Genomic DNA, 12265 nt, shown 5'->3' on the forward strand with positions numbered 1-12265 from the left:
GAGGCGCGGGGCGGCGGAATCCCGGGTCGTCTACTGCGCGGAGGCGGTCAGGTCGCCGCGCCGGGGTGCCGCGAAGCCCTCCAGGTCGGCGCGGGTCAGGCCACTGAGGCGGGCGACCTCGGCGGTGTCGAGGGCGCCGCAGTCGAGGCCGCGCAGCAGGTAGCCGCTGAGCGCCTTGGCGGTGGCGGGCTCGTCCATGACGTCGCCGCCGGCCCGGTTGGCGTAGCGGGCGAGACGGCCCGCCGCCTGCTCGAAGCCCTCGCGGTAGAAGGCGAAGACGGCCGCGTAGCGGGTCGGTATGTGGCCGGGGTGCATGTCCCAGCCCTGGTAGTAGGCGCGGGCGAGGGCGCGGCGGGTGAGGCCGTAGTGCAGCCGCCAGGCGTCGTGGACCTTCTCGGTGGGGCCGACGGGGAGGACGTTGGTGGAGCCGTCGCAGACGCGTACGCCGGTGCCCGCGGCCGCCACCTGCATGACCGCCTTGGCGTGGTCGGCGGCCGGGTGGTCGCCGGCCTGGTACGCGGCGGAGACCCCGAGGCAGGCGCTGTAGTCGAAGGTGCCGTAGTGCAGCCCGGTGGCGCGGCCCTCGGCGGCCTGGATCATCCGGGCGACGGCCGCGGTGCCGTCGGTGGCCAGGATGGACTGGCTGGTCTCGATCTGGATCTCGAAGCCGAGCCGGCCGGCGTCGAGGCCGTGCGCCTTCTCGAAGGCCTCCAGGAGCCGGGCGAACGCGGCGACCTGCTCGGGGTAGGTCACCTTCGGCAGGGTGAGGACCAGGCCCTCGGGCAGGCCGCCCGCCTCCATCAGGCCGGTGAGGAAGACGTCGAGGGTGCGGATGCCCCGGTCGCGTACGGCGGCCTCCATGCACTTCATGCGGATGCCCATGTACGGCGCCGCCTTGCCGTCGCGGTACGCCTGGGCGATCAGCCGTGCCGCGCGGGCCGCCGCCTCGTCCTCCTCGGCGTCGGGGCGGGGGCCGTAGCCGTCCTCGAAGTCGACCCGCAGGTCCTCGATCGGCTCGCGCTCCAGCTTGGCGCGGACGCGGGAGTGGACCGGCTCGGCGAGGTCGTCGGCGAGGCCCAGGACGGCCGCGAAGGAGGCGGCGTCGGGGGCGTGGGCGTCGAGCAGGGCGAGGGCCCGGTCGCCCCAGGAGCGGATGGTGTCGGCGGCGAAGGCGTCACCGGGCACGTAGACGGTGTGGACGGGCTGCCGGGTGCCGGGGTCCCCGGGGTAGCGGCGCTCCAGCTCCGCGTCGACCGGTGCGAGGGAGGCGCTGATCTCCTCGCTGACGGCACCCGCGAGGCTCGTCGCCACCTTCTCCTGCTGACCCATCCCACACCCTCCAATTTTCCGCTCTACGGAATCAACAATCCGTAGAATGAAGTTATCCGTGTGGTTCTCGCTGGTCAACACCCCGTCCGGACCCTGGTCGCCACCGTCCGCTCGTCACCAGGATGCACCGAGGCCCCGGCGACCTGTCGGTCACCGGGGCCCGTACGGCGCCTGGGGAGGATCAGCCCTTGCGGGTCTTGATCTCCTCGGTGAGCTGCGGGACGACGTCGAAGAGGTCGCCGACCACGCCGAAGTCGACCAGCTCGAAGATCGGGGCCTCGGCGTCCTTGTTGACGGCCACGATCGTCTTGGAGGTCTGCATGCCGGCGCGGTGCTGGATCGCGCCCGAGATGCCGTTGGCGATGTAGAGCTGCGGCGAGACCGACTTGCCGGTCTGGCCGACCTGGTTGGTGTGCGGGTACCAGCCGGCGTCGACGGCGGCACGCGAGGCGCCGACGGCCGCGCCGAGCTGGTCGGCGAGGGCCTCGATGATCGAGAAGTTCTCGGCGCCGTTGACACCGCGGCCACCGGAGACCACGATCGCGGCCTCGGTCAGCTCCGGGCGGCCCGTCGACTCACGCGGCGTGCGGCCGGTGACCTTGGTGCCGGTGGCCTTGTCCGAGAAGGTCACGGACAGGGCCTCGACCGCACCGGCGGCCGGGGCGGCCTCGACGGCGGCCGAGTTCGGCTTGACCGTGATGACCGGGGTGCCCTTGATGACGCGGGACTTGGTGGTGAAGGACGCGGCGAACACCGACTGGGTGGCCACCGGGCCCTCGTCGCCGGCCTCGAGGTCGACGGCGTCGGTGATGATGCCGGAGCCGATGCGCAGCGCCAGACGGGCGGCGATCTCCTTGCCCTCGGCGGAGGACGGGACCAGCACGGCGGCCGGGGAGACGGCCTCGTGGGCGGCCTGCAGGGCGTCCACCTTCGGCACGACCAGGTAGTCGGCGTACTCGGAGGCGTCGTGGGTGAGGACCTTCACCGCGCCGTGCTCGGAGAGGGTGGCGGCGGTGTCGGCGGCGCCGTTGCCGAGGGCGACGGCGACGGGCTCGCCGATGCGGCGGGCCAGGGTCAGCAGTTCAAGGGTGGGCTTGCGGACGGCACCGTCGACGTGGTCGACGTAGACGAGAACTTCAGCCATTACTACTCCTGGGCGAAAACCCCGAACTTGGCTCGGGGGAAGACACGTTGACTTGCTACGCTCCGCTCATGCCACTGGGCAGCGGGCAGGGCTTGTCCGTCGTGAGGCCTGCTCGGCCGAGCGAGAAGGCCCTTCGGGCGGAGTCACGGGATTGCTCTCCTGCTAAGAGATAGGGGCAATCCACCGGGGCGCGGGTCGCGTTGCAACCGGCCCGCGCCGCCGACTCCTAGATGAACTTCTGGCCCGCGAGGAACTCAGCGAGCTGCTTGCCGCCCTCGCCCTCGTCCTTGACGATGGTGCCGGCCGTGCGGGCCGGACGCTCGTTCGCGGCCTCGACCTTGGTGAACGCACCCTCGAGACCGACCTCCTCGGCCTCGATGTCCAGGTCGGACAGGTCCCAGGACTCCACCGGCTTCTTCTTGGCCGCCATGATGCCCTTGAAGGACGGGTAGCGGGCCTCGCCCGACTGGTCGGTGACGGACACGAGCGCCGGGAGCTGCGCCTCGAGCTGCTCGGAGGCGGCGTCGCCGTCGCGGCGGCCCTTGACGGTGCCGTCCTCGACCGAGACCTCGGACAGCAGGGTGACCTGCGGGACGCCCAGACGCTCGGCGACCAGCGCGGGAACGACACCCATGGTGCCGTCGGTGGAGGCCATGCCGGAGACGACCAGGTCGAAGCCGGCCTTTTCGATGGCCTTGGCCAGCACCAGGGAGGTGCCGATGGCGTCGGTGCCGTGCAGGTCGTCGTCCTCGACGTGGATGGCCTTGTCGGCACCCATCGACAGGGCCTTGCGGAGCGCGTCCTTGGCGTCCTCCGGGCCGATGGTCAGCACGGTGACCTCGGCGTCGTCAGCGTCCTCGGCGATCTGGAGGGCCTGCTCGACCGCGTACTCGTCCAGCTCGGAGAGCAGACCGTCCACGTCGTCGCGGTCGACGGTCAGGTCATCGGCGAAGTGCCGGTCGCCAGTGGCGTCGGGCACGTACTTCACAGTGACAACGATCCTCAAGCTCACGCCGGCTCTCCTACTGCATCGTCATTTCCTGGCTGCCTCTTGCAGGCAGCATAGGCGCCTGAAGCGGCCGATCCCGTTCGGGGCGTCCGCGCGCTCCGAACGAAATATTACTCGTCAGTACACCTAGTTCATGCCCGCTAAGCAAGCGCTTTGAACTGTGACCTTCGCAACGCAGCGTAACCGGAACTCGACGGCTCCGCAGGAGCGGTGGGCGTGATCAATCCCGCAGGCCGTTGAAGCGGCCCTGGTGGTAGAGGAGCGGGCGGCCGGCGCCCGAGGGGTCGCCGAGGACCACCTCGGCGAGCACGATCCGGTGATCACCGGCCGCGACCCGGCCGGTGATCCGGCACACCAGCCAGGCGAGCACGTCGTCGAGCACGGGTACGCCTTCCGGGCCCTCCCGCCACACGGTGGGAGCGCCGAACCGGTCGGCGCCGCTGCGCGCGAAGGTGGCGGCCAGCTCGCCCTGGTGCTCGCCGAGTATGTGGACGCCGACGTGCTCGGTCCGCGCGATCGCGGGCCAGCTGGAGGCTCCGGTGCCGATACCGAAGGAGACCATCGGCGGCTCGGCGGAGACGGACGTCAGGGAGGTGGCGGTGAAGCCGACCGGGCCGGCGGCACCGCGCGCGGTGATCACCGCCACACCGGCGGCGTGCCGGCGGAAGGTGGAGCGCAACAGGTCGGGAGAGGCGAGCTGGTAGGTGCCGAGTCCGGGCGTGGCCGTCATGGAGTTGTCCTTCTGCGGTGGGCGGCGAGCGGGTCCGTGGCTGCTCAACAGCCCGGACAGCGGGCGCTCGCGGTGCGGGCGAGGTCGACGTGGACCCGGCCGTGGAGAAGGAGTTCGATCGGCATACGGTCAGGCTGACGATAGGTGGTGCGCACAGTCAAGCACGGTCCGCGATCTGGGAGATGGCTCACCACTTCTGAGGCCCCCTCACACCGCCTCGCCCAGAGCCGCGATGACGTCGGCCCTGCGGGGCTGACCGACGGCGCGCCGCACCACTCGTCCCTCCGCGTCCAGCACCAGGACGGTGGGCGTCTTGAGAATCCCCAGTTCGCGTACGAGGTCCAGGTGGGCCTCGGCGTCCAGCTCGACGTGGGACACGCCCGGGACCATGCCGGCGACCTCGCCGAGGATGCGCCGGGTGGCCCGGCAGGGCGCGCAGAACGCGGTGGAGAACTGCACGAGCGTGGCCCGTTCGCCGAGTTCGCCGCCCAGCTCGGCCGCGCCCAGCCGCCTGCCGTCGTCCCGCCCGCGCACCCGCACCCTCCGGTTCCGTTTCCCGTGCGGCACGCCACCGGACGCCCGTCACCGCGAGCACCGCGACGCACACCGCCACTTCGGTCGTCATCACTACAAGCATTCACGAGACCACGGGGATTCCCGGCTCGGGGTCCTGGTAGGGGCGGAGTAAAGCGTGCTTAAAGATCCGAGGTGGGGTGTAGGCCGACGTGACGAGGATCTCGCCGTGGCGTGGCACCAGGACTGGCTACCCGTTCGTTCTTGGGGCACGATCAGCGAGACGCCGTAAACCTACGGCTGCGTAACTTGTCCGCCGGGAGCCCCCCTTTCCCGAGCAGAGCAGAAAGGGTCCACCCCGCCCATGGCAGAGCTGGTCTACCGTCCCGTCATCGGTTTCGCCAAGACGTTGTTCAAGGTCTGGGACCTGAAGATCGACTGCCAGGGTTCGGAGAACATCCCGCGCTCGGGCGGCGCCGTGCTGGTGAGCAATCACATCAGCTACCTGGACTTCATCTTCAACGGCCTGGCGGCGCTGCCGCAGAAGCGCCTGGTGCGCTTCATGGCGAAGGAGTCCGTCTTCCGGCACCGGATCTCCGGGCCGCTGATGCGCGGCATGAAGCACATCCCGGTGGACCGCGGGCAGGGCGAGGCCGCCTACGCGCACGCCCTGGACTCGCTGCGCTCCGGCGAGATCATCGGGGTGTTCCCGGAGGCCACCATCTCGCAGTCGTTCACCCTGAAGAGCTTCAAGTCGGGTGCGGCCCGCCTCGCCCAGGAGGCCGGGGTCCCGCTGGTCCCGATGGCGGTGTGGGGCACGCAGCGGCTGTGGACCAAGGGCCAGCCCCGCAACTTCAAGCGCGACCACCTGCCCATCACCATCCGCGTCGGCGAGCCCGTCGAGGCGCCCCGCGACCAGTACGCAGGCGCCATCACCCGCCGGCTGCGCGAGCGCGTCCAGGAGATGCTGGAAGCGGCCCAGCGCGCCTACCCGGGCCGCCCCCGCACCTCGGAGGACTCCTGGTGGCTCCCCGCGCACCTGGGCGGTACGGCGCCGACGCTGGAGCAGCTGCGGGCCGCAGAGGTGTGACACCCGCGGCCGTGACGTCGGCGGCCGCGGTCGTGCCGGCACATGACCGCCCACACCCAACCTGACGATCAGGACAGCGAGTTCCCGGGCGCCTTCCCCGACGACGGATTCCCCACCGCGCATCGCATGCCCCGAGTATTTCTGCGCCGCGAAGCCGCTTGCGCTGCCGAAGGGCGAGACCACGCCACCGGCACCCGGCCGCGAGCAGCCGACAACACCCGTGTGAAGGCGGCCGGTTGCCGGCACGAATCCTGCCCCGCGCCGAGTGCGAGCGGCACCGCAACACCACGCATCTCGCCTCAGAGAGCGCTGGGGAGCGTGCGCCAGAGGGTCGGACGGTCGGGGGCGGCGCGCAGGGCGCCGAGGACGGCCGGGTGGGGCGCGGCGTACAGGACCGGGTGGTCCAGCTCACCGGACGCAGGGTCGGGGATCCAGGCCAGCCGTTCGCCCTCCAGGGAGAACCGCGCGTCCACGCCGGGCTTGTTGCCGCGCGGGTCCTGCCGGTGCCAGGCGCCGTTGAAGCGCACGGCGACCAGTCCGTGCAGGACGTGGCCGCTTCCGTCGTCGTGCGTCAGCCGCTGGTAGCACAGGGCCGTGGGGATGTCCTCGGCGCGCAGCAGGGCCGCGAGCGCGTGCGCCTTGGCGTGACAGATGCCCGTGCGCCGCTCGATGACGTCGGAGGCGCGCCAGGTGACGCGCGGGTCGCCGGAGTCCGCGGAGTGCGGGATGGCGTCCCGTACGAACTCGTAGGCGGCCCGCGCATACTCATACGAGTCGGCCGCGTCCGTGGCCAGCCGGGCCGCTGCGTCCCGCACCACCGGATGGTGATGGTCGATGACCTCGTCGGCGGCCAAGTAGGCGGACAGGTCGGCGGTTTCCTGGATCAGCTCCATGTCCGCAGAGCATAGGAATGCGATCACCCGAGAGTCAATGACTTTTCGGGTTACCGCATACCTATGCATAGCGTGAGGCTAGCGCGCCATCTCCTCCTTGACCGCCGCCACGAACGCGTCGACGTCCTCCTCCGTGGTGTCGAAGGAGCACATCCAGCGCACGACCCCGGCGGCCTCGTCCCAGAAGTAGAACCGGAACCGCTTCTGCAGCCGCTCGCTCACGTCGTGCGGAAGCCTGGCGAACACGCCGTTCGCCTGCACCGGGTAGAGGATCTCCACCCCGTGCACCGCGCGCACGCCCTCCGCCAGCCGCTGGGCCATCTCGTTGGCGTGCCGGGCGTTGCGCAGCCACAGGTCCCTGGCCAGGAGCGCCTCCAGCTGCACCGAGACGAAGCGCATCTTCGAGGCGAGCTGCATGCTCATCTTGCGGATGTGCTTCATGCGGCGCACGGCGCTCTGGTTGATCACCACGACCGCCTCGCCGAACAGGGCGCCGTTCTTCGTCCCGCCGAGCGAGAGGATGTCGACGCCGGCCGCGTTGGTGAACGTGCGCATGGGCACGTCCAGGGAGGCGGCCGCGTTGGCTATCCGGGAGCCGTCCAGGTGCACCGTCATGCCGTGCGCGTGGGCGTGCTCGCAGATCGCGCGGATCTCCTCGGGCGTGTACAGGGTGCCCAGCTCGGTGCTCTGGGTGATCGACACGACCTGGGGCATGGCGCGGTGCTCGTCGTCCCAGCCGTAGGCCTGCCGGTCGATCAGCTCGGGCGTGAGCTTGCCGTCCGGCGTGGGGACGGTGAGCAGCTTCAGGCCGCCCACGCGCTCGGGCGCGCCGCCCTCGTCGACGTTGATGTGCGCGCTCTCGGCGCAGATGACCGCGCCCCAGCGGTCGGTGACCGCCTGGAGCGCGACCACGTTCGCGCCGGTGCCGTTGAAGACCGGGAAGGCCTCCGCCGTGGCCCCGAAGTGGCTGCGGATGATCCGCTGGAGGTTCTCGGTGTAGTCGTCCTCGCCGTAGGCCACCTGGTGGCCGCCGTTGGCGAGAGCGATGGCGGCCAGGATCTCCGGGTGGGCTCCGGCGTAGTTGTCACTGGCGAAACCGCGGACCTGCGGGTCGTGGTGGCGACGCGCGTCGGTCTTGGGAGGGTTCACGGCTTCTCGGTCAGCCACAGGCGGTGTCCGTTCACTTCTGCGGCGGGCTTGCTCCAGACGCCCTCGATGGCCTCGGCCAGGTCCTTGACGTCCGTGAAACCCGCGAACTTCGCGTTGGGGCGTTCGGCGCGCATCGCGTCGTGCACCAGCGCCTTCACCACCAGGATCGCAGCCGCGGACGTGGCGCCCTCGGCTCCCCCGGAGATCCCCGCCTTGCGGAAGTAGTCCGCCATGGCCAGCGTCCACGCCTCGGCCGCGGCCTTGGCCGCGGAGTACGCGGCGTTGCCCGCGGTCGGCTTGCTCGCGCCGGCCGCGCTGATCAGGACGTACCGGCCGCGATCGCTGCGCTGGAGCGCCTCGTGGAAGGCGAGGGAGGTGTGCTGCACGGTCTTGACGAGCAGCAGCTCCAGGAAGTCCCAGTCGTCGAGGCTGGTCTTGGTGAAGGTCTCGCTGCCACGCCAGCCGCCCACGAGGTGGACGAGGCCGTCGACCCGGCCGAAGTCCTTCTCGATGTGGCGGGCCCAGTCACGGGTGGACTGGAGGTCGAGCAGGTCGACCGTGTCGCCGGTGACGGTGGCGCCACCGGAGGCGTACCGGGCCGCGTCCACGGCCTCCGACAGGCGCTGCGGGTCGTTGTCCGCACCGACGACGGTCGCGCCGGCCTCGGCCAGCCGCAGCAGGGTCGCCCGGCCGGCGGGTCCGCCCGCGCCGGCCACCGCGATCACCGCACCGCTGAGAGCCCCGTTCCCCACCATGATCTTCCCCTTAGAAGCAGTGTTCCGGACGCGGTCGCTCACGCGGCGATCCGCTCGGCGCTGTCCGCCGTGATGCCCTTGGTCGAGGCGATCACATTCTTCAGCTTCTTGGACAGGGCCTCATAGAACATGCTCAGGGGAAACTCGTCCGGAAGCACGTCGTCCACGAGCTTGCGCGGCGGCTGGGCCAGATCCAGGGCCTCGGGACCCTTGGCCCACCTGGAGCCGGGGTGCGGGGCGAGGTAGGTGGAAACCAGCTCGTAGCCGGCGAACCAGTGCACGAGCTTGGGGCGGTCGATGCCGTCCTTGTACAGCTTCTCGATCTCGGCGCACAGCTGGTTGGTGACCTGCGGGGCGCGCTCCCAGTCGATGGAGAGCTTGTTGTCGGTCCAGCGGACGACGTCGTGCCTGTGCAGGTAGGCGAAGAGCAGCTGGCCGCCGAGGCCGTCGTAGTTGCGCACGCGGTCACCGGTGACCGGGAAGCGGAACATGCGGTCGAAGAGCACCGCGTACTGCACGTCACGGGCCTGCGGGACACCGTCCGCCTGGAGCTTCACGGCCTCCTTGAAGGCGGTGAGGTCGCAGCGCAGCTCCTCCAGGCCGTACATCCAGAACGGCTGGCGCTGCTTGATCATGAACGGGTCGAACGGCAGGTCGCCGTGGCTGTGGGTGCGGTCGTGGACCATGTCCCACAGCACGAAGGCCTCTTCGCAGCGCTTCTGGTCGTGGACCATCGCGGCGATGTCCTCGGGCAGCTGGAGACCCAGGATGCCGACGGCGGCGTCGGTGACGGCGCGGAAGCGGGCCGCCTCGCGGTCGCAGAAGATGCCACCCCAGGAGAAACGTTCCGGCGCCTCACGGACGGCGATGGTCTCCGGGAAGAGGACGGCGGAGTTGGTGTCGTACCCCGAGGTGAAGTCCTCGAACGTGATGCCGCAGAAGAGCGGGTTGTCGTAGCGGGTGCGCTCCAGCTCGGCCAGCCACTCCGGCCAGACCATGCGCAGGACGACGGCCTCCAGGTTGCGGTCCGGGTTGCCGTTCTGCGTGTACATCGGGAAGACGACGAGGTGCTGGAGGCCGTCCGCACGGTCCGCGGCCGGCTGGAAGGCCAGCAGGGAGTCCAGGAAGTCCGGCACCTGGAAGCCGCCCTCGGCCCAGCGGCGCAGGTCCGCGATCAGCGCCTGGTGGTAGGCGGCGTCGTGCGGGAGCAGCGCGGAGAGCCGCTCGACCGCGTCGACGACACGACGCACGGCGGCCTCGGCGTCCGCCGCGGCGGGGGCGCCCTCGGCGGCGAAGTCGATCGCGCCGTCCTTCGACTGCCACGGCCGAATCTGCTCCACAGCATCCTTGAGCACGGACCATGCGGGGTGCTCAACCACCCTGGTCACCGAAGAAACCTGCCCCTCCGCACTCGCCTGCACAAGAATTTCCGTCATGTCCCATCCTCCACGGGAGAACCTCGCGTATGGACACCGTATGCATACCCCGTTTCTCCCAGCAAGAGGCAGCTCAGGAAATTTTTCTGTCCGCCCCCATGGTCACCGATATTTTTCCTGCCGTAAACCGTGATGGCGCTCACTTTCGTCGAGGGTGAAGCAGGCGGGTGAGGCCGCCGCCGGAGGGGTCAAGGGCGCGGGGACTCGCCCACGCGAGGGTGATGCCGGAGCGCATATCGGCCAGGGGGCGCCCGGCCCGTGCGCCGATCACCCGCGCACGTGCGGGTTCATCGCGGGTCGCGGCCGTTAGGCTGCGACTCTGCCCGCGCGGACGACGGCGTCCGCCCGCCTCCGCGCGCGTGCCGAGCCGCCGTCGACGGAAGCGAGTTGAACCTTGAACTTCCTTACCATCGGTCACCGCGGGGTCATGGGTGTGGAGCCCGAGAACACCCTTCGTTCCTTCGTCGCCGCGCAGCAGGCCGGCCTCGACCTGATCGAACTCGATCTGCACCTGAGCAAGGACGGCGTCCTGGTCGTCATGCACGACGCCGACGTGGACCGCACGACCGACGGCTCCGGGCCGATCGGCGAGAAGACCCTCGCCGAGCTGCGCGCGCTGGACGCGGGCCGCGGTGAGCGGGTGCCGGTGTTCGAGGAGGTCCTGGACACGGTGAGCACGCCGTTGCAGGCCGAGATCAAGGACGTGGCGGCGGCGCGCGCGCTGGCCGAGGTGATGCGGCAGCGGGACCTGGTCGGGCGGGTGGAGGTGTCCTCCTTCCACGACGAGGCGGTCGCCGAGATCGCGCGGCTGGTGCCGGGCGTGCGCACCGCGCTGATCGCGGGCCGCTACGGCACGGACGTGGTGGAGCGCGCGGTCGCCGTGGGCGCGGCGACCCTCTGTCTCGACATCCGCCGGCTCACCCTGGAGATCGTCGAGCACGCGCGCGCGTCCGGGCTGCGGGTCATCGGCTGGGTGGTCAACACGCAGGACCAACTGCGGCTGGTCCGCGCGCTGCAGCTGGACGGCGCGACCACCGACTATCCGGAGATCAAGCGCACGGGCCGGTTCACGGCGTAGGCGTCACGCGGGAGCGGTCACACGAGCTTCTTCACCAGCAGCTCGAACTGCAGATCGTCGCGCTGCGGGATGCCGAAGCGCTCGTCGCCGTACGGGAACGGCGTCATCCGTCCCGTACGGCGGTAGCCGCGGCGCTCGTACCAGGCGATCAGGTCGTTCCGTACGGAGATCACGGTCATGTGCATCTCGGTGGCGCCCCAGGCGGCCCGGGCCCGGTCCTCGGCCTCCGCTATGACGATCTTGCCGAGGCCGGCGCCCTGGAGGACGGGGCTGACCGCGAACATGCCGAAGTAGGCGTGGTCGTCGCGGTGTTCGAGCTGGCAGCAGGCGACGATCCGGCCGTCGCGCTCCACGGTCAGCAGTCGGCTGTCGGGCGACTTGATCACCTGGAGCACGCCCTCGGGGTCGGTCCGCCGGCCTTCCAGGATGTCCGCCTCGGTGGTCCACCCGGCCCGGCTGGCGTCCCCGCGGTACGCCGACTCGATCAGCGCGACCAGCGCGTCGACGTCGGCGTCGATGGCGTCTCGGAAGGTGAGTCCGGCGGGGGCGGTGTCCATGGGGTCGGTCTCCGATCTCGGGCGTGGCTGAGCCAGGGCTGAGGGTAACTGTGCCACTAGGCTCCGCATGCATGGTGCACGTACTCAGCAGCCGGACACTTCTACGGCCCACCGATCCCGAGCGCTCCCGCGCGTTCTACGGCGAGCAGCTGGGCCTGGCCGTCCACCGGGAGTTCGGCACGGGCCCCGAGCGCGGGACGGTCTACTTCCTCGGCGGCGGGTTCCTGGAGGTCTCGGGGAGGTCCGACACCCCACCGTCGCCCGCGCTCGCGCTCTGGCTGCAGGTCGAGGACGTCACGGCCGCGCACGAGGAACTGCGCGCGAAGGGCGTCGAAATCGTCCGGCCGCCGGTGCGCGAGCCGTGGGGCCTGATCGAGATGTGGATCACCGACCCGGACGGCACGCGGATCGTCCTGGTGGAGGTCCCTGCGGACCATCCGCTGCGGTACCGGCCGGGGATCTAGTGCTGCGACCGGAAGGTTCACCGGCTCGCGACGACCGCCGGCGGCGAGCGGCCCGGATGGCCGCGGGCGGGTGCCGGGACTAGCGTGCCGGTGGAGGCCTCGCGGGACGCCGTGGGCC

Annotated in this window: 12 protein-coding genes and 1 pseudogene; 3 read left to right on the forward strand and 10 right to left on the reverse strand. The window is 70.7% G+C overall.

Annotated elements, in window-relative coordinates; genetic code table 11:
- Positions 1–30: 30 nt before the first annotated feature.
- From ACWEN3_RS28725 to ACWEN3_RS28745, 5 genes and pseudogenes are all read right to left on the reverse strand, one after another.
- Entirely contained in the window at positions 31–1329 is a 1299-nt protein-coding gene (locus tag ACWEN3_RS28725; RefSeq protein WP_452976522.1) for a DUF6986 family protein, read from the reverse strand.
- 181 nt (positions 1330–1510) lie between these two features.
- On the reverse strand, positions 1511–2473 hold the full coding sequence (locus ACWEN3_RS28730; RefSeq protein WP_452976524.1) for an electron transfer flavoprotein subunit alpha/FixB family protein: 963 nt from the start codon (positions 2471–2473) through the stop codon (positions 1511–1513).
- 226 nt (positions 2474–2699) lie between these two features.
- Positions 2700–3485 carry an electron transfer flavoprotein subunit beta/FixA family protein gene (locus tag ACWEN3_RS28735; protein ID WP_452976526.1) on the reverse strand — a complete coding sequence of 262 codons (786 nt, stop codon included), beginning with the start codon at positions 3483–3485 and terminating at the stop codon, positions 2700–2702.
- A gap of 217 nt (positions 3486–3702) precedes the next feature.
- On the reverse strand, positions 3703–4212 hold the full coding sequence (locus ACWEN3_RS28740; RefSeq protein ID WP_452976527.1) for a flavin reductase family protein: 510 nt from the start codon (positions 4210–4212) through the stop codon (positions 3703–3705).
- Positions 4213–4419: 207 nt separating this feature from the next.
- Positions 4420–4837: pseudogene (locus tag ACWEN3_RS28745) on the reverse strand (TlpA family protein disulfide reductase).
- 252 nt (positions 4838–5089) lie between these two features.
- On the opposite strand from ACWEN3_RS28745, the gene ACWEN3_RS28750 reads away from it, so the two are divergent.
- The gene (locus ACWEN3_RS28750) at positions 5090–5815 is read left to right on the forward strand and encodes a lysophospholipid acyltransferase family protein (RefSeq protein ID WP_452976528.1); all 726 of its coding nucleotides are present in this window, start codon (positions 5090–5092) and stop codon (positions 5813–5815) included.
- Positions 5816–6114: 299 nt separating this feature from the next.
- Here the strand turns inward: ACWEN3_RS28750 and ACWEN3_RS28755 are convergent, their stop codons facing one another.
- The 4 genes from ACWEN3_RS28755 to ACWEN3_RS28770 all read right to left on the reverse strand — a co-directional run bounded on the left by ACWEN3_RS28755 (position 6115) and on the right by ACWEN3_RS28770 (position 10048).
- Positions 6115–6708 (reverse strand): transglutaminase domain-containing protein, encoded by a 594-nt coding sequence (locus ACWEN3_RS28755; protein ID WP_452976529.1) that lies wholly within the window; start codon positions 6706–6708, stop codon positions 6115–6117.
- A gap of 78 nt (positions 6709–6786) precedes the next feature.
- Positions 6787–7857 (reverse strand): threonine aldolase family protein, encoded by a 1071-nt coding sequence (locus ACWEN3_RS28760; RefSeq protein ID WP_452976530.1) that lies wholly within the window; start codon positions 7855–7857, stop codon positions 6787–6789.
- On the reverse strand, positions 7854–8609 hold the full coding sequence (locus tag ACWEN3_RS28765; protein WP_452976535.1) for an SDR family NAD(P)-dependent oxidoreductase: 756 nt from the start codon (positions 8607–8609) through the stop codon (positions 7854–7856). Before ACWEN3_RS28765 ends, ACWEN3_RS28760 begins: the two co-directional genes overlap by 4 nt.
- Positions 8610–8650: 41 nt before the next feature.
- A complete protein-coding gene (locus ACWEN3_RS28770) occupies positions 8651–10048 on the reverse strand; it encodes a DUF6421 family protein (protein ID WP_452976531.1) in 1398 nt (465 codons plus the stop codon).
- Between the two features lie 394 nt (positions 10049–10442).
- Between ACWEN3_RS28770 and ACWEN3_RS28775 the strand changes: the two genes are divergently transcribed.
- On the forward strand, positions 10443–11126 hold the full coding sequence (locus tag ACWEN3_RS28775; RefSeq protein WP_452976532.1) for a glycerophosphodiester phosphodiesterase: 684 nt from the start codon (positions 10443–10445) through the stop codon (positions 11124–11126).
- A gap of 17 nt (positions 11127–11143) precedes the next feature.
- Here the strand turns inward: ACWEN3_RS28775 and ACWEN3_RS28780 are convergent, their stop codons facing one another.
- Complete coding sequence (locus ACWEN3_RS28780) at positions 11144–11683, reverse strand: GNAT family N-acetyltransferase (RefSeq protein ID WP_452976533.1); 540 nt, start codon at positions 11681–11683, stop codon at positions 11144–11146.
- 71 nt (positions 11684–11754) lie between these two features.
- Between ACWEN3_RS28780 and ACWEN3_RS28785 the strand changes: the two genes are divergently transcribed.
- Positions 11755–12147, forward strand: a complete 393-nt coding sequence (locus tag ACWEN3_RS28785) for a VOC family protein (protein WP_452976534.1) — start codon at positions 11755–11757, stop codon at positions 12145–12147.
- Positions 12148–12265 lie beyond the last annotated feature (118 nt).

The organism is Streptomyces sp. NPDC004561 (assembly GCF_053602155.1).

Coding starts and splice junctions, on each gene's coding strand:
- ACWEN3_RS28785 (WP_452976534.1), top strand. CDS start 11,755: ATGGTGCACGTACTCAGCAGCCGGACACTTCTACGGCCCACCGATCCC.
- ACWEN3_RS28780 (WP_452976533.1), bottom strand. CDS start 11,683: ATGGACACCGCCCCCGCCGGACTCACCTTCCGAGACGCCATCGACGCC.
- ACWEN3_RS28725 (WP_452976522.1), bottom strand. CDS start 1,329: ATGGGTCAGCAGGAGAAGGTGGCGACGAGCCTCGCGGGTGCCGTCAGC.
- ACWEN3_RS28750 (WP_452976528.1), top strand. CDS start 5,090: ATGGCAGAGCTGGTCTACCGTCCCGTCATCGGTTTCGCCAAGACGTTG.
- ACWEN3_RS28755 (WP_452976529.1), bottom strand. CDS start 6,708: ATGGAGCTGATCCAGGAAACCGCCGACCTGTCCGCCTACTTGGCCGCC.
- ACWEN3_RS28770 (WP_452976531.1), bottom strand. CDS start 10,048: ATGACGGAAATTCTTGTGCAGGCGAGTGCGGAGGGGCAGGTTTCTTCG.
- ACWEN3_RS28740 (WP_452976527.1), bottom strand. CDS start 4,212: ATGACGGCCACGCCCGGACTCGGCACCTACCAGCTCGCCTCTCCCGAC.
- ACWEN3_RS28730 (WP_452976524.1), bottom strand. CDS start 2,473: ATGGCTGAAGTTCTCGTCTACGTCGACCACGTCGACGGTGCCGTCCGC.